Here is a 19,615-nt window from a genome sequence, read left to right as displayed (position 1 = left end):
TTTCCTAGGCTGGGCGGGTCCGGTGGTGACGAGGGGTTCGGAGCAGCCGTCGCATGGGGTACGACGGCTGCACCCGAGCCTTTCAGACGTCGAAGCGCTCCAGCAGCGCACGCACGGCGGCTGGGTCCTCGACGTGGGCGTTGTGCCCGAGGCCGGCGAGGGTGACCGCGTCCGGGTCCAGCGCGCGCAGCTGGTCGGGACGGCTCATGGGGTCGTGCTCGCCCGCCGCCAGCACGACCGGGCACCGCGCCGCGGCGAGCAGCGCCGGCATGTCCGGAGCGCCGACGCCGAACGCGGCCGGGTCCATCGCGAGGCGCCAACCTCCCTCGGTCTCGCGAAGCCCGGCCGGGTCCGCGGGCGCGATGCCGAGCAGCCCGGACACCTTCAGGTAGGCCTGCTCGGCGTCCACGCGCGAGTCGAAGACACGGGCCGGGCGGGCGGCGAGCGTCGCGACGCGGCCGAGGTCGTCTTGGGTCCACTCGACCTTCACCCCGAGCGCGAGCACGCCCGCGACCTCGACGTCGTACTTCCCGGAGGCCAGTTCCAGGGCCAGCACCCCGCCGAGCGAGTGGCCGGCGACGACGTAGGGGCCCTTGTCCGGCAGCGCCCGCGCGACGGCCGCGGTGAACGTCTCGAAGCTGTAGTGCGGCAGCGGCGCGGACAGGCCGTGGCCGGGCAGGTCGGGCACCAGCACGCGCCGGGCGAGCGGCGGGGCGAAGTGGTTCCACACGGCGCCGGTCGCGCCCAGGCCGTGCAGGAGGAGGACGGCCGGTTCGCCCTGGCCGCCGGTGCGCATGTTGAGCGTGTCCATCCGCGCAGCCTCCCAAACTGTCGGTGGCCGCGGCTAGGGTCGGGCTCGTGACGATCACCGATCCGGACACCTACGTGCAGGGTGTCCCGTACGACGAGCTGGCGCGGCTGCGGCGCGCCGGCCCGGTGGTGCGCGTCGACGACTTCTGGGCCGTCCTTGGCCATGCCGAGGTGAAGCGGGTGCTGCGCGACCCCGGGGTGTTCTCGTCGCAGCTGGGCGGGACGCAGATCCGCGACGCGGCCGATCTCGCCTACGTGCGCCGGATGATGCTCAACATGGACCCGCCGGAGCACGGCCGGCTGCGCGGGTTGCTCACGAAGGCGTTCACCCCGCGTGCGGTCGCGAAGCTGACTTCGCAGATCGAGAGCCGGGCGCGGAACCTCGTCGCGAGCGTCGCTTCGCAGGGCTCGTGCGACTTCGCCGTCCTGGCGGCCGACCTGCCGCTGCAGACGCTGGCCGCGGTGTTCGGCGTACCGGAACAGGACCGGCGGCTGATGTACGACTGGAGCAACCGCGTCATCGGCTACCAGGACGCCGAGTACGCGGTCAGCTCGACGGTGTCGGTCTCCGAGGTCAGCGACCTGGCGCGGGCCGCGCTGGCGGTGCGCCCGGCGCCGGGGCCGGACGGGTCGATGCCGGACCCGCGGACGCGCGCGGGCATGCCGGATCTCTACGCGTACGCGAACGCGCTCGGCGAGTACAAGCGTTCGCACCCCGGCGACGACGTCATGAGCAACCTGATGCGGCACGTCGGCGACGACGGCGGCCGCGTCTCGCTCGCCGAGTTCGAGAACCTCTTCTGGCTGTTTTCCGTGGCGGGCAACGAGACCCTGCGCAACGGGCTGCCGGGCGGGATGCTGGCGCTGCTCTCGCACCCCGCGCAGTACCGGCGGCTGCTGGCCGACCGGTCGTTGCTGCCGTCGGCGGTCGAGGAGATGCTCCGGTGGTGGACGCCGGTGATGCACTTCCGGCGCACGGCCGTGGCGGACGTCCGGCTGTCCGATGTGGACATCCGGGCCGGGGACAAGGTCGTCGTCTGGTTCTCTTCGGCCAACCGGGATCCCGCGGCGTTCGACGACCCGGACACCTTCGACATCGGCCGGATGCCGAACGACCACCTGACCTTCGGCCACGGCCCGCACTTCTGCCTCGGCGCCCACCTGGCTCGGGTGCAGATGCGGGCGATGTTCGACGCGGTGCTCGACCAGCTCGGGTTCGTCTCGTCGGCGGGTGAGCCGGTCCGGTTGCGGTCGAACTTCCAGAACGGCCTGAAGTCGCTGCCCGTCGAGTGGGGCCGCTGATGGAGATCCGCGAGATGCGGGCGTTCGTGGCGGTCGTCGAGGCGGGCGCGCTGTCGAAGGCGGCGCGGCAGCTGCACGTGAGCCAGCCGGCGCTGTCGCAGACGATCACCGCACTCGAACGCCGCCTCGGCGTCCAGCTGCTGGTCCGCACCAGCACCGGCGTCCAGGCGACCGACGCCGGGACGACGTTGCTGGGCGAGGCGCGGGCGGTGCTGGCGCGGCACGAGCAGGCGCTCGCCGCGTTGGCGCGGCACACGACGACCGATGTGCTGCGTGTCGGCGTCCCCCTGGAACTGCCGCCGGAGCTGCTGCCGTCGGCGCTCGCCCGGCTGGCCGAGGCGTACCCGGAGACGCGGGTGCAGGCCCGGCACCTGTCGTCGGTGGCGCAGGTGGCCGCGCTGCGGGCGGGCGAGCTGGACGTCGGGCTGGTGCGCGAGCGCCCGCCCGGGCCCGACCTGGACGCGGCGCTGGTGGTCACCGAGGACGTCGGCGTGCTGCTGGCCGCGGACGTGGCGGAGAAGCTCGGCTCGCCGGTCCGGCTGGAGGACCTGGCCGGGCTGGAGTGGTTCGCGTTCCCGCGCGCGGGCAGCCCGGCGTGGTACGACGAGCTGGCGGCGATCCTGCGCAGCCACGGCCTCGACGTCGGGCCCGAGGTGCCGGAGGAGCAGCGGCTGATCGTCGAGCTGAAGATCCCGGCGGTCAGCTCCGGCGGGGCCTACGCGTTCGCCCCGCCCGAGTGGCCGTACCCGATGCCGGACACGGTGCGGTGGGTACCGCTCGCCGGCAACCCGGTCGTGCGGCGGACGTGGGCGGTGTGGCCGGCGACGTCGCACCGGCGTGACCTCGCGTCGTTCGTCGCCGCGTTGGAGGCCCATCGGCCGGACTGATCGCGGGCATAAGGAGCGCCGACGGCTTCCCCGGAAGCCCGTTCCGGTCATCGCGCTTGTATCCGGTGCAGGGCATCGGATACGAGGAGTTGAGTGATGGGTTCGGAACTGTCGGGTTCGACGGCGCTGGTGACCGGCGGAACGAGCGGGATCGGCAGGGCGACGGCGGTCGCGCTGGCCGGGCTCGGCGCGCACGTGGTGCTGTCCGGCCGGGACGCGGCCCGCGGGGAGGACGTCGTCTCGCGGATCCGGGCGTCGGGCGGGAAGGCCGACTTCGTGGCGGCCGACCTGACGGACGCGGCGTCGGCGCGGGCCCTGGCGGACCGGGCGCGGGAGCTGGGCGGCCAGGTGGACGTGCTGGTGAACAACGCGGGGATCTTCCCGACCGGGCCCACGTCGTCCCTCTCGGAAGCCGACTTCGACCGCGTGTACGACATCAACGTCAAGGTGCCGTACTTCCTGGTCGCGGCCTTGGCCCCGGAGATGGCCGCGCGCGGCCACGGCGCGATCGTCAACGTGTCCACGATGGTCGCGGCGAGGGGCATGGCGGGGATGGCCCTGTACGGCTCGTCGAAGGCGGCGATCGAGCTGATGACGAAGGCGTGGGCGGCGGAGTTCGGGCCTTCGGGAGTCCGGGTGAACGCGATCAGCCCGGGCCCGACGCGCACCGAGGGCACGGCGGTGTTCGGGGAGGGCCTGGACGAACTGGCATCGGCGGGCCCGGCGGGCCGGGTGGCGGCGCCTTCGGAGATGGCTGCGGCTATTGCGTTCTTGGTGACGGAGGAGTCGAGCTTCATCCAGGGAGCGATCTTGCCAGTGGACGGCGGCCGGCTGGCGGTGTGAGCCGAGCACGGGACGGCGTCACCTTTCTGCGGTGACGCCCTCCTGTGCGGGCGCTCGTCCGGCCTACGGACGGCGGCTGTCGCCGGCAGCCGGGCGAACGACCCGATCACCTCGCCGCACCCAGCGATTGCCGTGGAGGTCGGTGAACTCGAACTCCATCTCGGCACCTTGCCCCAGCAGGCGCAGTACCTCGTCGTCGCTCATTCCGTGTGCGGGTTTGTACTCGAATTGATGCGTGTACGGCTCGACAGCGGGCAAGAGCAGCTCACGCTTCGCCGAATCCATCGGCTGCCTCCGCTCGCCGAGGTGGTAAGCCGTGAGCACCACATCGGTGACCGGCTCGCGGCTGCGGTTGCTGATGACCAGGACCCCGTTCTGGTGATGGCAAACGACGAAGTTGGCACGCATGAAGTCTTCCCGGGCCTCCGCCTTCGCGCGATCGCGCGCTTCCCTGCCGGAGATCTTGAGCGCGACAGCTGCGGCGTAGAAGGCGCCGAGCCCACCGATCCACTGGCCGAGGCCCGCCCAGTCGGTCGAACCGAGCCAACTGTGCGTGAAGTACACGATCAGGACCACGACCGCCGCCGCCGACGCATAACCGTAGATGCGCGCAGGTGACCGGACAGACGAACGCGGGTTTTCGGTCAGTTCCAGCAGGCGGCGAATGTAACGGCCGATGCCGGAGACGTCATGGTCCACCACGGGTTCCCTCCGAACCGTGAGTCAGGACGGCGTCACCGCAGGAAGGTGACGCCGTCCCGCGGGCGCTCGTCCACCGTCAGCGCGAACACGTCAGGCCGCGCGTAGTGCCCCGACACGTCCAGGCTCTTCCTCGCCGCGACGATCTCCTCCAGGTCGATCTCCGCCTTGAGCACGCCCTCAGCGCCATGCAACGGGCCGGCCAACACGTCGCCCAGGGGACCCACGATCACGCTCCCGCCGCGGAACGGGTCGTCGCCCTCGCTCTCGTACGGGCACGCCGACACCACGAAACACCGGCCCTCGTCGGCGATGTGGCGCATCGATGCCTGCCAGACTTCGCGGTCGTCCGCCGTCGGGGCGCACCAAATCTGGACGCCCTTCGCGTACATCGCCGCGCGGAACAGCGGCATGTGGTTCTCCCAGCAGATCGCCGCTCCCGCCAGGCCCGCCGCCGTCGGGACCGCCGGGAGCGTCGACCCGTCGCCGCGGCCCCAGACCAGCCTCTCGCGTTCCGTCGGGACCAGCTTGCGGTGCTTCGCCACCAGCCCGAGGTGCGGGTCGAGGAACACCGCCGTGCTGTACAACGTCGAGCCGGCGCGCTCGATGACGCCGACGACCAGAGACGCCCCCGTCCGCGCCGCGAGGGCGGCCAGCTCGGAAATCTCCGGGCCCGGCACCGTCACCGCAGCGCGGAAGTACTCCGGGAACGGGCCTCCGCGCGGGTACCCGCCGAGGACCGCCTCCGGCAGCACCACCAGCGACGCGCCGCGGATCTCGTCCTCGAACGCCAGAATTCGCGAAACCGGGACTCCCGTCCCGATCTGCAGGGCGGCGACGACCGTCATGAGCGGGCGGGTTCGCGACGCGGCCACCACGGGACCACCGCCGAAACCCGGCGCTGGTAGTCGGCGTACTCCGGGTAACGGCCCAGCGTGATGCTCTCGGTGAACTTCGTCGACCCGACGAACAACAGCGTCAGCAGGACCGCGCCCACGACCGTCCACTGCAGACCCGCGGCGACGACGCCGAACGCCGCGATCATCCACCACTGGGCCTGCTCGAAGAAGAAGTTCGGGTGCCGCGAGTAGCGGAACAGCCCCGTCTGGCGGAACCGCGTCGACGCGCGGCCCGCGTGCTTCTCGCGGTGGAACTCCCACTGCTGCTGGTCGGCGAGCGTCTCGCCGGCCAGGAACGCCGCGAAGACCACCGCCACCACGACGTCCCAGAGACCGAACGAGCCCTGGTGCTCCAGCGCCGCGTACGCGGGCAGCGTGATCAGCAGCAGGATCGCGTTCTGGTACAGCGAGATGAAGAAGAAGTTGAACACCTGGAACTGCCACGGCGCCATCCGCTCGCGCAGCACCGCCCACCGGTAGTCCTCGCCACCACGGGCGTAACCACCCTTCCGGGCGAAGTTGAACGTCAGCCGGATCCCCCACAGGGTCACCAGCGCGAACATGACGTCCAGCCGCGCGTCGGCGAAGCCGGCGGCGCCCGCGAAGATCGCCACGTACCCGACCGGGACGATCGACCAGATCCGGTCCACCCAGGAGTACTCCCTGGTCAGCACCGACATCAGCCACGTGCCGAGCGTCACCCCGGCGAAGACGTACAGGCACACCCGCAGCGCGTCCATCCCCTCACAATAGGACCTAGGATCACCTCCATGAACCTGCCGCTGCGGGACCGGAAGATCGACGTCTTCTTCGCGGTGCTGTTCTCGGCCTTCACGGTGACGTCGCTGATCAGCGACCTGCTGCCGACCGTCGGTGTCGACTTCTCGAAGCCGTCGGACAACTTCTTCGTCAATTCGAACTACTGGTACGCCCACGACGCCGACCCGCTGTTCATGCACCCGCCGGACTGGATGCGGATCGTCACCGGGCTCTCGGCGTTCGTGTACATGCCGTTCTACGTCGTGCTCGTCTTCGCGCTGCTGACCGGCCGGAACTGGATCCAGCTGCCGTCGGTGATCTACGCGACGATGATCGTCACGCTGACCGGGGTCGTCGTGTTCGGCGTCGAGTTCTTCGGCGACCCGGCCACCCGTACCGGCAACCCGGCGAAGTTCCTCGCGTTCAACCTGCCCTACGTCCTGGTGCCGCTGCTGCTGCTCGTCCGGATGCGCAAGCCACTGCCGTTCACCCGCCCGTTCTGACCGGAGGCGCCGTGCCGTACTCGTTCCTCAGCCACCTCGACTGCTCCCGGACGGGGGAAAGCGTCGACGCCGACGTCGTCCAGGGCCTGTCGCCGGCCGGCGCGCCGCTGCTCGCGCGGTACGACCTCGACGGCGTCCGCGAAGCTGTGACGCCGAAGGAGATCGCCGGCCGCGAGCCGACGCTGTGGCGCTACCACGAGGTGCTGCCGGTGCGCGCGCCCGAGCACGTCGTCAGCCTCGGCGAGGGCATGACGCCGTTGCTGCGCCTGCCGCGCTACGGCCGTGAGCTGGGGCTTTCGCGGCTGTGGATGAAGGACGAGGGCCTGGTCCCGACCGGCACGTTCAAGGCCCGGGGCGCCGCGGTCGGCGTCTCGCGGGCGGCCGAGCTGGGGGTCGGCGGGATCGCGATGCCGACCAACGGCAACGCGGGCGCCGCGTGGGCGTTGTACGCGGCCCGCGCGGGCCTGACGAGCCTGATCGCGATGCCCGACGACGCGCCCGCGATCACCATGCGCGAGTGCGTCGCCGCGGGGGCCGAGCTGTACCGGGTGGACGGTCTGATCGGCGACGCGGGAAAGCTCGTCGCGGCGGCGGTCGGGCGGCGCGACGGCGTCCAGGACGTCTCGACGTTGAAGGAGCCGTACCGCATCGAGGGCAAGAAGACGATGGGGTACGAGATCGCAGAGCAGTTCGGCTGGCGGCTGCCCGACGTCATCCTCTACCCCACCGGCGGCGGGGTCGGGATCATCGGGATCTACAAGGCACTGCTGGAAATGCGTGAGCTGGGCTGGGTTTCCGGGGCGTTGCCGCGGCTGGTCGCCGTGCAGGCCACCGGGTGCGCGCCGATCGTTTCGGCGTTCGAGCGGGGCGCCCGCGAGAGCGAACCGTTCCCCGACGCGCGGACCGTCGCCTTCGGCATCACCGTGCCGAAGGCGCTGGGCGACTTCCTGGTGCTCGACGCGGTGTACGCGACCGACGGCACCGCGGTCGCCGTCACGGACGAGGAACTGCTTGCGGCGCAACGGGAACTGACGACTTTCGAGGGAACGTTCGTCTGCCCGGAAGGTGGCGCGTGTTTCGCCGCGCTTCGCCACCTGCGCGAGTCCGGCTGGCTGGGCGGTGACGAAGACGTCGTCGTGCTGAACACCGGCGCCGGGATCAAGTACCCGGAGACGGTGCCGCTCGACGTCCCGTTGCTCGCGAAGGACGGCGTGATTCCTTAAAGGACCGAGCGGACCGTTTCGGGGTCGCGGGCGACGACGGTGGTGCCGTCGTCGGCCGTGATGATCGGGCGCTGGATCAGCTTCGGGTGCGCGGCGAGCGCTTCGATCCACTTCGGCCGGTCCGCGTCGATGCGGCCCCACGTCTTGAGGCCGAGTTCCTTCGCGATCGGTTCGGCGGTGCGGGTGATGTCCCACGGCTCGAGGCCGAGGCGGCCGAGCACGGCTTCGAGCTCCGCCGCGGTCGGCGGGTCGTCGAGGTAGCGGCGCACGGTGTACTGCGCGCCGGCTTCGTCCAACAGCGACACGGCGGACCGGCACTTCGCGCACGCCGGGTTGACCCAGATCTCCACGGCGGCAGCTTACCGCCCTGGTTTTGGAGCACGTGTTCTGTTACGGTCACGGCATGCCCCGCCCCCGTGTGCACGACCTAGACGCGCTGCTCGACGTCGCCGAGCGGCTCGTCGCCTCCTCGGCGGACGTCACCGTGCGTGGCTTGGCCGCGGCCGCGGGGGTCCCGAACGGGACGATCTACCACGCGTTCGGGTCGCTGAACGCCCTGCTGGCGCGGGTCTGGCTGCGCGCGGCGACCGAGTTCCTCGACCTGCAGACGTCGATGGTGGACGCGGCTTCCTCGCCGGTCGAGGCCGTCGTCGCGGCGGCCGACACACCCGCGGTGTTCGCCACCCGGCGTCCCGACGGGGCGCGGATGCTGCTGAAGGTGCGCGGCGACCGGCTGTTCGGGCCCGACCTGCCCGACGAGCTGGCGGAAGCCCTGCACGCGGTGGACAAACGGCTGGTCGGGCTGCTCGTGCGGCTCGCACGGCTGGTGTGGGACCGCGGCGACGGACTGGCCGTCGAGGTGATCACGACGTGCGTCGTCGACCTGCCGACCGCGTTCTTCCGGCGCGACATCACCGACCCCCTGGTGCGGGAGAGGCTGGCCGCCGCGGTGCGGGCCGTGCTGACCGTGCCCCCACGAGAGAAGGACACACCGTGACCGTGCTTCACCTGGGCGACGACGAAAACCGCTTCTCGCCGGAGTGGCTGCAGCGCGTCCATTCCACTTTGGACGATGTGGACGACGTGCTGGTGACCACCGGCGGCGGCAAGTTCTACTCGAACGGCCTCGACCTGGAGTGGCTGACGGCGAACGGCGACAAGGCAGCGGAGTACGTCGCGGACGTGCAGGAGCTGCTCGCGCGGGTGCTGACGCTGCCGGTCCCGACGGTGGCGGCGGTCAACGGCCACGCGTTCGGCGCGGGCGCGATGCTGGCGATGGCGCACGACTTCCGCGTGATGCGCGCGGACCGGGGGTTCTTCTGCTTCCCGGAGGCGGACATCAACATCCCGTTCACGCCGGGGATGGCGGCGTTGATCCAGGGGAAGCTGACGCCGGCGGCGGCGATCGCGTCGATGACGACCGGGCGGCGGTTCGGCGGGGCGGATGCTTTGGCAGTGGGCTTGGTGGACGAGATCGCGGCCGAGGACGAGGTCGTGAAGGTGGCTTCCGAGCGGGTCGCGGCATTGGCGGGCAAGGACCGCGGCACGCTGGGCGCGATCAAGGCGACGATGTTCGCCCCCGCGGTGGCGGCGTTGCGCGCGGCGGCCTGACGGCGGTTTGGCCTCCGGCCCCCGGTTTCCAGCTTACCGGGGGCCACCGACAGTTCCGGGTGGTCGCCCGGCGGCGGGGCGGGAATCTTCCCGATGACGACCATCGCCCTCCACACAGCCCCTAGGATGATCGCGTGCTGGAGGGGAACGTCGTGCTGGACTACGTCCAGGTCCTGGTTTGGCCGCTGTCGGCTTTGCTCGCGTTGCTGATCGCCGCCCGTTTCCTCAGGGACAGCACACGACGACCCGATGACCGGCCCGTTCTTCGCTCGGACGTTTCCTGGGTCGGGCAGGACGGGACGTCCTCGTTGGACGCGGCCCTCGAGGACTCGGAATGGCTGGCTTCCACCAGCGGCAGCCGGCCGCCGAGCGCCGCCGTTCACCTCCAGCAGGCGGTGCGCATCAATCCGGCGAGCTATCGCGAAGCCGCCCGAGAGATCGCCGAGAACCTGCTGGCCGGGCGAGTGGTCGTGCTCGACCTGGCCGGCACCACCCCGGAGACGGCCGCGCGGCTCATCGACTACTGCAGCGGGTTCACCCGCGCCGCGCGAAGCCTCGTGCAGCAGCTGTCGAGCACCGTCCTCGTCCTGACTCCCCAAGCCGGCTGACGCAGGTCCCGGACCCGAAAGGATCGACAGCAATGGCCGATGCCCGAGGCCAGGGCGGCGCGCTGAACCGAGAAGTGGCGACGCGGACCGAAGCAGCCGAACCGACCCAGGAGCAACGGGAGGCAGCACTCGCCGCGAACGCGAAACTGCTGGGCCTGAACGCCGAAATCCGGGAGTACGAGCACTGGGCGGTCGTGGCCAGGCGCCGGCGACGGCTCGCCGTCCTTTCCTACGGTTTCGGTCCCGTCCTGCTCCTGGTGTTGTACACGCTGTTCTGGCTTCCCTGGCTCTCGCGTTCCGCACTGGTCGCCATCGGTGTTCCCGGGCTGCTCATCGCCATCGCGTGCTGCGTGGCCGCGTTCAACCTCTCGCGCAACCCCGGCGGCGGACCGAAGATCACCGGCACAGGCGAGGGGAAACGGGGCGGACGGCGGCGAACCGAGGGCGAGATCGAGCTCCTCATCGCGACCAAACGCGACGCCCGGAAACTGCAGGTCACCGAGGGCGTGTTCGACCAGCGGACGAGACGGCTCATCTACAAGGACGAGGCTTACACCGAGATCGAGCGGCTCCGCGGCGACAGCAAGAAGTACCGCAACGTCAACAACGTCCTCCAAGGCGTTCTCATCATCGGTTCGATCGGCGCCACGGCGGCGTCGGGCGTTTCGTCGGGCGGCGGCCCCCTCCGCTGGATCGTCCTCGGGGTGACGCTGGCGGTCGGTATCGCCAGCGGTTTCATGGGGTACTACAAGTACAAGGAGCGCAGCTTCTACCTCCAGCAGACCGCCGACGCGATCGAGCACGAGTGGGAAGCGTTCGAAGTCGGTGTCGGCAGGTACAAGTACTGCGACACCGAGGAAATCGCGCTCAAGGAGTTCGTCGAAGAGGTCCACCGCCTCAAGTCGGAACAGCGGAAACGCCAGCAGAACCTCGAGCAGCCGCCGGAGACCCGGAACGCCGGCGAGCTTTAGCGAACCTCGCCGCCGCGACGGTTCACGGCTTTGCGCACTCCGCGAGCCGGCGGCGCAGGTGGGCGCGCTCGGGTTCCGTGCCCGCCAAGGCCAGGGCCTCCTCGTACGCGGCCGCCGCTTCGGTGTGGCGGCCCAGGCGCGTCAACAGGTCGGCGCGGGCCGCCGGGTACGGGCTGTACCCCCGCAAGCGCGGCTCCTCCGCCAACGCGTCCAAAAGGGACAGACCCGCCGCCGGGCCGTCTCTCATCGCCACCGCCACCGCTCGGTTCAGCTCCACCACCGGTGACGGCGCCAGCCCGCGCAGCACGTCGTACAGCCCCACGATCTGGGGCCAGTCCGTGCCCGCCACGTCCGCGGCCTCGTCGTGCAGGGCCGCGATCGCCGCCTGGACTCCGTACAGCCCCGGGGGTCCGCCCGTCAGCGCGATCTCGACCAGCGCCGTGCCCTCCGCGATCAGCGCCCGGTCCCAGCGGGTGCGGTCCTGGTCGTCCAGCAGGACCAGGGCGCCGTCCGGGCCCGTGCGCGCGTCGCGGCGGGCGTGGATCAGCAGCATCAGCGCCAGCAGGCCCGCCACCTCGCGCTCGGCCGGCAGCAGCCGGCGCAGGATCCGGGCCAGCCGGATCGCTTCCTCCGCCAGGTCGAGCCGCTGCAGGTCCGGGCCCGAACTCGCCGCGTACCCCTCCGTGAAGATCGAATAGACGACCTGGAGCACGCCCGGCAGGCGCCCGGGCAGCTCGTCCGCGGACGGCACCCGGAACGGGATCCGGGCCGCGCGGATCCGGTTCTTCGCCCGCACGATCCGCTTGCCCATCGTCGCGCTGGGCACCAGGAACGCGCGCGCCACCTCCGGGGTCGTCAGGCCGGCCAGGCACCGCAGCGTCAGCGCCGTCCGGTCCTCCGCCGGCAACGCCGGGTGGGCGCACGTGAAGAACAGCTGGAGCCGCTCGTCCGGCAGGCCGCCGTCGGACGGCGGGGCGGGCGCCGCGCGGTCGGCCTCGACCTGCAGCACCGCGAGCCGGGCCGCGTAGGCCTGGTCGCGGCGCAGCCGGTCGACAGCCTTGCGCCGCGCCGTCGTCATCAGCCAGGCACCCGGCTTCGGCGGGACGCCCTCGGCGGGCCAGCGCACCAGCGCGGCCTCGATCGCCTCCGACGTCACCTCTTCGGCCAGGTCGAGGTCACCGAACCGGCGCACGAGCGCGGCGAGCAACAGCCCGCGCTCCTCCCGGAAAACGGCCGCCAGTGTCAGCCGGGGCTCCGCCCCGGGCCGGGGGCTCCGCCACCCGGAACCCCCGGAAGCCTCATGCGACGCCTCCGCTCGCCCCACCGCCGTCAGCCTTCGTAGTCCGCGAGCGGCCGGACGACGATCGACCCCCCGTCGCGCGAGCCTGGGCAGCGCGCCGCCCAGTCGAGCGCGACGTCGAGGTCCGGGACGTCGACGACGAAGTAGCCGCCGAGCACCTCCCGGGCCTCGGCGAACGGCCCGTCGGTGATCACCCGCTCCCCGCGGTCGTCGACCCGGACCGTGGCGGCGGTCGTGAAGTCGGCGAGCGGGCTCCCGTGCAGGTGGACCCCCGCCTCCTTGATTTCCTTGTAGAACACTTCCCAGCCCTCGGGCGTGCAGCCGCCGACGACCTCGCCTTCCGCGTCGAGCGAGGCGTTGATCAGCATCAGGTACTTCACGGGATCCTCCAGTGGCTCGGTTGCCGTACGGGGGAACTACGAACGGCGGACCGTCCCTTGGACACCCTCGCCGAAGATTTTCGCTGAAACCGGCCCGCGTCACGAACGGCAGCCCCGAGGTGGCCCGGCGCGCTCACAACCTGACGCCGAGGTCCTTCAGCCGCTTGACCCGGTCGATGTGGCTGGGGTGCCCGGCCATCAGCCGGGACCACAGCCGCCGCTCGTCGCCGCGGTCGCGCAGGTTCCACGCCTTGAGCAGCAGCGCCAGCTCCCGGCCGTACCCCAGCCGCGCGGCCATCCGGTCGGCCCGGTACTCGCCGAGCCGCTTCGACCAGGCGAGCACCGGGCCGAGCAGCGGCGTCAGCAGCAGCCACGGGTCGAGGAACGCGAGCGCGGTGAGGACGCCCAGGCCGAGCAGCACGGTGACCAGCACCTCGACCGCCCGGCCGAAGGAGCGGAACGCGCGGCCGACGTGCGGCACGATCCACGCGATCAGCCGGACCAGGCGGGCCAGCACCCGCGCCGGCAGCTCGAGCCAGTGCACCAGCAGGGTCGCGCGCGTGTGCCCGGACAGGTGGTGGCCCAGCTCGTGGGCGAGGATCGCTTCCAGGCCCGGGCGCGGCAGGTCGAGCGCGGCCCGGGTCACCGCGACGGTCCGGCCGCCGGCCGCGAAGGCGTTCAGTTCGTGCGACGGCTCCACCCACAAGCGGTACCGGCCGCCGTCGACGCCGGCCGCGTCGCACACCGCCGCCCAGCACGGCGTCAGCCAGGTCAGCTCGCGTTGGCTGGGCTCGCGCATCTTGAGCAGCACGGACAGCACGAGGTGCTCGTAGAGCGGGACGAACGTGATCGCGCCGGCCAGCGCCCAGCCGGCCGGGAGCACCCAGAAGTACGGCGGCCAGACCAGCTTGCCGAGCAGGCCCAGCACCAGCAGGCTGCTGGCCACCACGGGAACGGCGAGCACCACCCCGAGGACCGCGGAAAGATCCGCCCGCGCCCGCTCCCGTTCGCTCACGCTCCCCCTCCCGGCCGACGCCGGGTCCACCTTGGCGTGGCTCCCGGCGGAGCACAACGGCCTACCGGAACTGTCCGGGAGCTGTCAGGAAAACGCGTCCGCGTGCGCCTCGGCCCAGTCGGCGAACGTCCTCGCGGGCCGGCCCGTCACCTCGGCCACCGTCGGGTACACGGTCGCCTCGTCGAGCGTTCCGCCGACGTAGAAGTCCCAGAACGCTTCGACGTACTCGTGCGGCATGCTCGCTTCGAGTTCGGCACGCGTCTCGGCGTCGGACAGGCCGACGAACTGCAGGTCCCGGCCGAGCACCTCGGCCAGCACCGCGACCTGGTCGGCGGGCCGCAGCGCCGCCGGCCCGGTCAGCTCGTGGATCCGCCCTTCGTGGCCGCCCGCGAGGGCGATCGCCGCGACCGCCGCGATGTCCGCCGGGTCGACGCACGCGGCCGCGACGTGCGGGAACTGCGCGCGAACCGTGTCGCCGGCGCGCAGCTGCGGCAGCCAGCGCAGCGCGTTCGCCGAGAACGCGCGTGGGCGCAGGAACGTCCAGTCCAGGCCCGAGTCCCGCACGGCGCGTTCGGCCAGCGTCATGTACGCCGACACCGCGTTGTCCAGGTTTTCGAGCGCGGCCGAGCCGCCGGACAGCAGCACGATCCGGCGGACGCCCGCGTCGCGCGCCCGCGCCAGCATGCCGGGCATGTCCTGGTAGCCGGGCAGCAGAAAGACCCCGTCGATGCCTTTCAGCGCCTCTTCGAGACTCGCGGGATCGTTCAGATCGCCGACGACGGCCTCGGCGCCGTGCGGGAGAACGGCGTCCGGCCGGCGCACCAGCGCCCGGACCGGTTCGCCGGCTTTCGCCAGTGCCGCGACCACTTCCGCGCCGACGTTGCCGGTGGCGCCGGTGACCAGGAACATCGCTCCACCCCCAGAGACGGTTCCCGGCCAGCCTAGCGCCACCGGCGACCGTCAGTCCTGCGCCGGGAGGTCGTCGAACTCGACGACCTGGCGGACCTCCACCTCGATCTCGAGGTCGAACAGGTCCACGTACCGCTTGGCGAACTCGACCGCCTCCGCGCGGTCGGCGGCGTTGATCAGCGCGAACCCGCCGATGACCTCCTTGGCTTCGGCGAAGGGCCCGTCGGTGACGCGGATCGCCGCGCCGCGCGGCTTGCGGACCAGGGCGCCCTTGTCGGTCTGGTGCACGCCTTCCGCGGTGATCAGGGTGCCCTTCTCGGCCGCCTCCTGGATGAACCCGCCCATCTTCTGCATGAACTCCGGAGTCGGGTTCCAGGCGGCCGGGTCGTTCTCGTCGATCCGGTGCATCATGAGGAAACGCATGGTCGGTGCTCCTGGTTCTCGTCGGCCGGGGCCCGGGTCGTCCCGGGCTCGCTGACCGGCCTTCACCCCCGCGTCGATCGGCCGCGCGTGGCGCTCGACATTTTCCCCCGGGGATTTTTCCGGCAGAGTACTGTGACTCCGGTCACGCTGAGGGGAAGGTGCCAGATGGCTGTCGTGCTCGCGATCGGGACGCGCAAAGGACTGTGGCTGGCGACCGGGACGGACGACCGGGCCGGCTGGGAGGTGACCGGGCCGCACCACCCGATGACCGAGGTGTACGCCGTTGGCATCGACACGCGCCGCTCGACGCCGCGGCTGCTCGCCGGGGTCACCAGCGAGCACTTCGGGCCGAGCGTCGCCACCAGCGACGACCTGGGCGCGACCTGGGACGAGCCCGACCACGCCCCCATCGCGTTCCCGCCCGACACCGCCGAATCCCTCGTCCGGGCCTGGCAGCTTGTGCCCGGGCCGCCGAGCGAGCCGGACGTCGTCTACGCCGGCACCGAGCCGTCCGCGCTGTTCCGCTCGGACGACGGCGGGCGCACCTACGAGCTGGTCCGCGGCCTGTGGGACCACCCGCACCGCGAGCACTGGACGCCCGGCGGGGGCGGCAAGGCCATCCACACGGTGCTCCCGGACCCGGTCGAGCCCGGCCGCGTCACCGTGGCGATGTCGACCGGCGGCGTCTACCGCACCGAGGACGGCGGCGCGTCCTGGCGGGCGAGCAACACGGGCATCAAGGCGGTGCACGTACCCGACCCCTACCCCGAGTACGGCCACTGCGTGCACAAGGTCGCGATGCACCCGAGCGCGCCGGAGCGGCTGTTCGCGCAGGTGCACCACGGCGTCTACCGCAGCGACGACGGCGGGGCGAGCTGGCAGTCCATCGCCGACGGCCTGCCCAGCGACTTCGGCTTCCCGATGGTCGTCCACCCGCACCGGCCCGAGGTGATCTACACGTTCCCGCTGACCGCCGACGTCATGCGGTTCCCGCCCGAGGGCCGGTGCCGGGTGTACCGCAGCGAGGACGCCGGGAAGTCGTGGGAGGCCGTGGGATCGGGCCTGCCGGACGGGTACTGGGCCGGGGTGATGCGCGACGCGATGTGCGCCGACGACGCCGACCCGGCCGGGATCTACTTCGGGTCCCGGACCGGCGACGTCTACGCGAGCCGCGACGACGGTGACAGCTGGCAGCTGGTCGTCTCGCACCTGCCGGACGTGCTGAGCGTCCGCGCCGCGACGGTGTGACCGTGCGGATCACGGTGCTGGTGCCCGGGCCGCTGCGGGCGAAGACCGGCGGCGAGTCCCGGCTGGAGGTCGAGCTCGGCGAGGCGGCCACGCTCGGGGCGCTGCTCGACGAGCTCGCGCAGCGGTACCCGGCGCTGGAACGGCGGCTGCGCGACGAGCAGGCGGGCCTGCGCCGGTACGTCAACTTCTACGTCGACGGCGAGGAGTGCCGCCGGCTCGACGGCCCGTCGACGGCGTTGCGCGACCGAGGCGAGGTGCAGATCATCCCGTCGGTCGCGGGAGGCTGACTCCTTCCACCTCGGCGAACAGCGCCGCGGCGCGCCGGCCGGTGGCGGCCGCCCGCTCGCCGGTGCTGACGAGGGCGAGGACGAACACACCGGCGCCGAGGGCGGCGACCAGCCACCACACGCCGGGCCCCGCGCCGACCGTCCCGGCGAGCGCGACGCCGAGGGTCGTGCCGGTCTGGCGGCCGGCCGAGGCCAGGGACCCGGCCACCCCGGCCATCGAGCCCGGCATCCCGGAGATGGCGGTGTTGGTGATCGGCGGGTTGACCGTGCCGAGGAAGACGCCGAACAGCAGGTAGACCGTCAGGACGAGGGGCAGCGGGGTGGCCGGGCCGAGCCACACCGCCGTCACGCCGCCGAGGGCGAGCGCGGTCCCGGCGACGACCAGCGGCAGCCGCGGGCCGCGGGAGCCGACCAGCCGGCCCGTCCGCGGGGACAGGACCAGCACCAGGACCCCGACGGGCAGCAGGCAGAGCCCGGCTGTCAGCGCCGTCAGGCCGCGGGTGTCCTGCAGGTACTGCGTGGTGACGAAGAGGAAGACGCCGAACCCGCAGAGCGCGAACAGCGCCGTGACGATCGCGCCGCTGAACGCCACGCTGCGGAAGAGGCGCAGTTCGAGCAGCGGGTCGGCGCGGCGCGGCTCGTGGCGCAGGAGCGCGGCCACGGCGAGCGCGGCGAGGGCGAGCAGGCCGAGGATCACCGGCGACGTCCAGCCCAGCGCGCGGGCCTCGATGATGGCCGCGACGACGCTGCCGAGCGCGAGGACCACGAGCACTTGGCCGACCGGGTCGAACCGGCGTGCGCGGGCCGCCCGGGATTCGGGGACGAATTTGAGGGTGGCCGCGATGGCGACGGCGACGATCGGGACGTTGACCCAGAAGACGGCTCGCCAGCCCAGCCCTTCGACGAGCGCGCCGCCGAGGATCGGCCCGAGCGCGAGCGCCAGGCCGGACATCGACCCGAACACGCCGATCGCGCGGGCGCGTTCGGCGGGCACGGGGTAGACGGTGGCGACGATGGCGAGCGCGACGGGGTTGAGCATGGTGCCGCCGACGGCCTGGACGGCGCGGGCGGCGATCAGCCAGCCGATGCCGGGGGCGACGCTGCAGAGCAGGGAGCCGAGGCCGAAGACGGTGAGGCCGGTGAGGAAGACGCGTTTGCGACCGAACCGGTCGGCGGTGGACCCGGCGAGCACGAGGAACCCGGCGAGCACGAGCGTGTAGGCGTCGACCGTCCACTGCAGGCCGGAGACGGACGCGCCGAGGTCGCGGCGGATCGACGGCAGGGCGACGGTGACGATGGAGATGTCCATCACCGCGACGACGATGCTGGCGCAGCAGATGGCCAGCACGAGCGCGGGATGGCGCGAAGCCGGAACGTTCATGGGTTCGACGCTAGGATTTAGAGCGTGCTCGAAGTCAAACCGATCCCCGAGGCCGGACTGACCATCGCCGAAGCGGCCCGCCGCACGGGGGTGAGCGCGCACACGCTGCGCTACTACGAACGGGCGGGCCTGGTGGTCACGCAGGTGGACCGAACCTCCGGCGGGCGCCGCCGGTACCGGAAGCTGGACCTGGACTGGATCAAGATCTGCACCAAGCTCCGGGCGACGGGGATGCCGATCAAGTTGATCCGCCGGTACGCGGAGTTGGTTTCCGCGGGTCGGGGCAACGAGGCGGAGCGGCTGGCGTTGCTGGAGTCGCATCGGGCGGACGTGCTGGAGCGGTTGGCGGAGCTGGAGGAGAACTTGAAGCTGATCGACCGGAAGATCGGCGTGTACCGGGGACGGCTGGAAGCGGGAGACGCCGACGGCCTCTGGGCGCCGGGCGGCACCAAGTAGTCAGAAGAGCGTCGCCTGGGTGGGTTCCGGCGCCGGTGGCTGGCCGCGGCGGCCGTTCAGCGCGAACTTGTCCTCGATCGCCTTGCTCGGCTCGGGAAGCCCGTACTTCGCGATCAACGGCCGGATCCTCGCCCCGATCTCGTGCCGGTACCCCGTCTCCGAACCCGATGAATACAGCCTCACGTACGAGTCCACCAACGACGGGTACGCCTGCCGCAGCCAGGTGAAGAACACCTCCTTGACCCCGGACGACAAATACAGCGGGTGGTACAGCACGTCCGTCGCCCCCGCCGCGGCGACCGCCGACACCAAAGACTCCAGCTGGGCAACGGAATCCGACAAGTGCGGCAGGATCGGCGACAGGAACACCGTGCACTCCAGCCCCGCGTCGCGGATCGCCCGGACCGTCGCCAAGCGGGCCGATGTCGTCGCCGTGCCGAACTCCACCGACTGCTGCAGCTCCTCGTCCAGCATCGACAGCGACACACCCAAATGCACCGTCGTCACCTGGGACGCCCGCACCAGCAACGGCAGATCCCGGCGGATCAACGGCCCCTTCGTCAAGATCGAGAACGGCACCCGGTGCCCGGACAGCGCACCGATGATCCCCGGCATCAGCTCGTAGCGGCCCTCCGCGCGCTGGTACACGTCCGTGTTCGTGCCGAATGCCACCCTCGGCGGCAGCTTTCGCTTGCGCGCCAGCTCGCCCCGCAGCACCTCGACGATGTTCGTCTTGACGATCACCTCGTTGTCGAAGTCGCCGGCGACGTTCAAGCCGAGGCGCGTGTGCGTCGGACGCGCGAAGCAATACTGACAAGCGTGCGTGCACCCTCGATAAGGGTTGATCGTGTACTCGTCCGGCAGCATCCGCGCGTCGGCCGGGACGTGGTTCAACGCGCTCTTCGCCAGCACCTCGTGGAACGTCACGCCGCGGAACTCCGGCGTCCGGACGCTGCGCACGAACCCCGTCAACCGGGCCAGGCCCGGCAGCGTCCCCTCGTCGACCCGGTCCGTGCGCTGGCCGCTCCAGCGCAGCACGTCTTCGTTCACCGGCCGAGCATGCCCGAGCCGCCGCGGCCCGGGCTAGCCAGATTCGGACAC

General features: G+C 71.8%; 24 protein-coding genes. 12 read left to right on the top strand and 12 right to left on the bottom strand.

Annotated features, from left to right (window positions below; translation table 11 throughout):
• Nucleotides 1-82: 82 nt before the first annotated feature.
• Nucleotides 83-811: an alpha/beta fold hydrolase gene (locus tag ACIRSS_RS37975; RefSeq protein WP_400903818.1), complete on the bottom strand. Its 729-nt coding sequence runs from the start codon at nt 809-811 to the stop codon at nt 83-85.
• Nucleotides 812-858: 47 nt separating this feature from the next.
• On the opposite strand from ACIRSS_RS37975, the gene ACIRSS_RS37970 reads away from it, so the two are divergent.
• From ACIRSS_RS37970 to ACIRSS_RS37960, 3 genes are all read left to right on the top strand, one after another.
• On the top strand, nt 859-2,112 hold the full coding sequence (locus tag ACIRSS_RS37970) for a cytochrome P450 (protein WP_400903816.1): 1,254 nt from the start codon (nt 859-861) through the stop codon (nt 2,110-2,112).
• Entirely contained in the window at nt 2,112-2,999 is an 888-nt protein-coding gene (locus ACIRSS_RS37965; protein ID WP_400903814.1) for a LysR family transcriptional regulator, read from the top strand. The genes ACIRSS_RS37970 and ACIRSS_RS37965 overlap by 1 nt, the downstream gene beginning before the upstream one ends.
• Before the next feature lie 96 nt (nt 3,000-3,095).
• Nucleotides 3,096-3,842, top strand: a complete 747-nt coding sequence (locus ACIRSS_RS37960; RefSeq protein WP_400903812.1) for an SDR family NAD(P)-dependent oxidoreductase — start codon at nt 3,096-3,098, stop codon at nt 3,840-3,842.
• Between the two features lie 63 nt (nt 3,843-3,905).
• Here the strand turns inward: ACIRSS_RS37960 and ACIRSS_RS37955 are convergent, their stop codons facing one another.
• From ACIRSS_RS37955 to ACIRSS_RS37945, 3 genes are read right to left on the bottom strand one after another with little or no spacing between them, the layout of a single operon-like run.
• Entirely contained in the window at nt 3,906-4,541 is a 636-nt protein-coding gene (locus ACIRSS_RS37955; protein WP_400903810.1) for a hypothetical protein, read from the bottom strand.
• 35 nt (nt 4,542-4,576) lie between these two features.
• Nucleotides 4,577-5,389, bottom strand: coding sequence for a carbon-nitrogen hydrolase family protein (locus tag ACIRSS_RS37950; protein WP_400903808.1), 813 nt, complete (start codon nt 5,387-5,389; stop codon nt 4,577-4,579).
• The gene (locus tag ACIRSS_RS37945) at nt 5,386-6,180 is read right to left on the bottom strand and encodes a DUF1295 domain-containing protein (RefSeq protein WP_400903807.1); all 795 of its coding nucleotides are present in this window, start codon (nt 6,178-6,180) and stop codon (nt 5,386-5,388) included. The genes ACIRSS_RS37950 and ACIRSS_RS37945 overlap by 4 nt, the downstream gene beginning before the upstream one ends.
• Before the next feature lie 30 nt (nt 6,181-6,210).
• On the opposite strand from ACIRSS_RS37945, the gene ACIRSS_RS37940 reads away from it, so the two are divergent.
• Nucleotides 6,211-6,702, top strand: a complete 492-nt coding sequence (locus tag ACIRSS_RS37940) for an EXPERA domain-containing protein (protein ID WP_400903806.1) — start codon at nt 6,211-6,213, stop codon at nt 6,700-6,702.
• An 11-nt stretch (nt 6,703-6,713) separates the two neighbouring features.
• Nucleotides 6,714-7,925: a threonine synthase gene (locus ACIRSS_RS37935; RefSeq protein ID WP_400903804.1), complete on the top strand. Its 1,212-nt coding sequence runs from the start codon at nt 6,714-6,716 to the stop codon at nt 7,923-7,925.
• Here the strand turns inward: ACIRSS_RS37935 and ACIRSS_RS37930 are convergent.
• Nucleotides 7,922-8,275 (bottom strand): arsenate reductase family protein, encoded by a 354-nt coding sequence (locus ACIRSS_RS37930; protein ID WP_400903802.1) that lies wholly within the window; start codon nt 8,273-8,275, stop codon nt 7,922-7,924. The two genes, ACIRSS_RS37935 and ACIRSS_RS37930, sit on opposite strands and share 4 nt — an antisense overlap.
• A 53-nt stretch (nt 8,276-8,328) precedes the next feature.
• On the opposite strand from ACIRSS_RS37930, the gene ACIRSS_RS37925 reads away from it, so the two are divergent.
• The 4 genes from ACIRSS_RS37925 (at nt 8,329) to ACIRSS_RS37910 (ending at nt 11,115) form a co-directional block, all read left to right on the top strand.
• Nucleotides 8,329-8,922, top strand: a complete 594-nt coding sequence (locus ACIRSS_RS37925; RefSeq protein ID WP_400903801.1) for a TetR/AcrR family transcriptional regulator — start codon at nt 8,329-8,331, stop codon at nt 8,920-8,922.
• A complete protein-coding gene (locus ACIRSS_RS37920) occupies nt 8,919-9,536 on the top strand; it encodes an enoyl-CoA hydratase/isomerase family protein (protein ID WP_400903799.1) in 618 nt (205 codons plus the stop codon). Before ACIRSS_RS37925 ends, ACIRSS_RS37920 begins: the two co-directional genes overlap by 4 nt.
• 134 nt (nt 9,537-9,670) lie before the next feature.
• Nucleotides 9,671-10,144: a cell division protein SepF gene (locus ACIRSS_RS37915; RefSeq protein ID WP_400903797.1), complete on the top strand. Its 474-nt coding sequence runs from the start codon at nt 9,671-9,673 to the stop codon at nt 10,142-10,144.
• 32 nt (nt 10,145-10,176) lie between these two features.
• A complete protein-coding gene (locus ACIRSS_RS37910) occupies nt 10,177-11,115 on the top strand; it encodes a DUF4231 domain-containing protein (RefSeq protein WP_400903795.1) in 939 nt (312 codons plus the stop codon).
• 22 nt (nt 11,116-11,137) lie between these two features.
• Here the strand turns inward: ACIRSS_RS37910 and ACIRSS_RS37905 are convergent, their stop codons facing one another.
• From ACIRSS_RS37905 to ACIRSS_RS37885, 5 genes are all read right to left on the bottom strand, one after another.
• A complete protein-coding gene (locus ACIRSS_RS37905; RefSeq protein WP_400904045.1) occupies nt 11,138-12,361 on the bottom strand; it encodes an RNA polymerase sigma factor in 1,224 nt (407 codons plus the stop codon).
• A gap of 83 nt (nt 12,362-12,444) precedes the next feature.
• Nucleotides 12,445-12,795: a YciI family protein gene (locus tag ACIRSS_RS37900; protein ID WP_400903794.1), complete on the bottom strand. Its 351-nt coding sequence runs from the start codon at nt 12,793-12,795 to the stop codon at nt 12,445-12,447.
• A gap of 133 nt (nt 12,796-12,928) precedes the next feature.
• A complete protein-coding gene (locus ACIRSS_RS37895) occupies nt 12,929-13,810 on the bottom strand; it encodes a M48 family metalloprotease (protein WP_400903792.1) in 882 nt (293 codons plus the stop codon).
• An 84-nt stretch (nt 13,811-13,894) separates the two neighbouring features.
• Nucleotides 13,895-14,719 carry an NAD(P)H-binding protein gene (locus ACIRSS_RS37890; RefSeq protein ID WP_400903790.1) on the bottom strand — a complete coding sequence of 275 codons (825 nt, stop codon included), beginning with the start codon at nt 14,717-14,719 and terminating at the stop codon, nt 13,895-13,897.
• Between the two features lie 51 nt (nt 14,720-14,770).
• Nucleotides 14,771-15,142 carry a YciI family protein gene (locus ACIRSS_RS37885; RefSeq protein WP_400903788.1) on the bottom strand — a complete coding sequence of 124 codons (372 nt, stop codon included), beginning with the start codon at nt 15,140-15,142 and terminating at the stop codon, nt 14,771-14,773.
• 165 nt (nt 15,143-15,307) lie between these two features.
• Here ACIRSS_RS37885 and ACIRSS_RS37880 point away from each other — a divergent pair, with 165 nt between their 5' ends.
• Nucleotides 15,308-16,390 carry a WD40/YVTN/BNR-like repeat-containing protein gene (locus ACIRSS_RS37880; protein WP_400903787.1) on the top strand — a complete coding sequence of 361 codons (1,083 nt, stop codon included), beginning with the start codon at nt 15,308-15,310 and terminating at the stop codon, nt 16,388-16,390.
• A gap of 2 nt (nt 16,391-16,392) precedes the next feature.
• Nucleotides 16,393-16,677 (top strand): MoaD/ThiS family protein, encoded by a 285-nt coding sequence (locus ACIRSS_RS37875; RefSeq protein WP_400903786.1) that lies wholly within the window; start codon nt 16,393-16,395, stop codon nt 16,675-16,677.
• On the opposite strand, the gene ACIRSS_RS37870 is transcribed toward ACIRSS_RS37875, so the two are convergent.
• Complete coding sequence (locus tag ACIRSS_RS37870) at nt 16,652-18,058, bottom strand: DHA2 family efflux MFS transporter permease subunit (RefSeq protein ID WP_400903784.1); 1,407 nt, start codon at nt 18,056-18,058, stop codon at nt 16,652-16,654. The two genes, ACIRSS_RS37875 and ACIRSS_RS37870, sit on opposite strands and share 26 nt — an antisense overlap.
• A 24-nt stretch (nt 18,059-18,082) precedes the next feature.
• Here ACIRSS_RS37870 and ACIRSS_RS37865 point away from each other — a divergent pair, with 24 nt between their 5' ends.
• The gene (locus tag ACIRSS_RS37865) at nt 18,083-18,514 is read left to right on the top strand and encodes a MerR family transcriptional regulator (protein ID WP_400903783.1); all 432 of its coding nucleotides are present in this window, start codon (nt 18,083-18,085) and stop codon (nt 18,512-18,514) included.
• Here the strand turns inward: ACIRSS_RS37865 and ACIRSS_RS37860 are convergent, their stop codons facing one another.
• On the bottom strand, nt 18,515-19,564 hold the full coding sequence (locus tag ACIRSS_RS37860; protein ID WP_400903782.1) for a radical SAM protein: 1,050 nt from the start codon (nt 19,562-19,564) through the stop codon (nt 18,515-18,517).
• Nucleotides 19,565-19,615 lie beyond the last annotated feature (51 nt).

This window comes from Amycolatopsis sp. NPDC101161, from assembly GCF_044768185.1.
In the GTDB taxonomy this organism is placed as follows: domain Bacteria; phylum Actinomycetota; class Actinomycetes; order Mycobacteriales; family Pseudonocardiaceae; genus Amycolatopsis.
This window is presented reverse-complemented; position numbering and strand designations above follow the sequence as displayed.

Bases quoted from the DNA above. Each gene is read 5' to 3' on its own strand.
- ACIRSS_RS37975 (WP_400903818.1), bottom strand. From the start codon at position 811: ATGGACACGCTCAACATGCGCACCGGCGGCCAGGGCGAACCGGCCGTC.
- ACIRSS_RS37965 (WP_400903814.1), top strand. From the start codon at position 2,112: ATGGAGATCCGCGAGATGCGGGCGTTCGTGGCGGTCGTCGAGGCGGGC.
- ACIRSS_RS37960 (WP_400903812.1), top strand. From the start codon at position 3,096: ATGGGTTCGGAACTGTCGGGTTCGACGGCGCTGGTGACCGGCGGAACG.
- ACIRSS_RS37950 (WP_400903808.1), bottom strand. From the start codon at position 5,389: ATGACGGTCGTCGCCGCCCTGCAGATCGGGACGGGAGTCCCGGTTTCG.
- ACIRSS_RS37945 (WP_400903807.1), bottom strand. From the start codon at position 6,180: ATGGACGCGCTGCGGGTGTGCCTGTACGTCTTCGCCGGGGTGACGCTC.
- ACIRSS_RS37940 (WP_400903806.1), top strand. From the start codon at position 6,211: ATGAACCTGCCGCTGCGGGACCGGAAGATCGACGTCTTCTTCGCGGTG.
- ACIRSS_RS37925 (WP_400903801.1), top strand. From the start codon at position 8,329: ATGCCCCGCCCCCGTGTGCACGACCTAGACGCGCTGCTCGACGTCGCC.
- ACIRSS_RS37910 (WP_400903795.1), top strand. From the start codon at position 10,177: ATGGCCGATGCCCGAGGCCAGGGCGGCGCGCTGAACCGAGAAGTGGCG.
- ACIRSS_RS37890 (WP_400903790.1), bottom strand. From the start codon at position 14,719: ATGTTCCTGGTCACCGGCGCCACCGGCAACGTCGGCGCGGAAGTGGTC.
- ACIRSS_RS37885 (WP_400903788.1), bottom strand. From the start codon at position 15,142: ATGCGTTTCCTCATGATGCACCGGATCGACGAGAACGACCCGGCCGCC.
- ACIRSS_RS37880 (WP_400903787.1), top strand. From the start codon at position 15,308: ATGGCTGTCGTGCTCGCGATCGGGACGCGCAAAGGACTGTGGCTGGCG.
- ACIRSS_RS37870 (WP_400903784.1), bottom strand. From the start codon at position 18,058: ATGAACGTTCCGGCTTCGCGCCATCCCGCGCTCGTGCTGGCCATCTGC.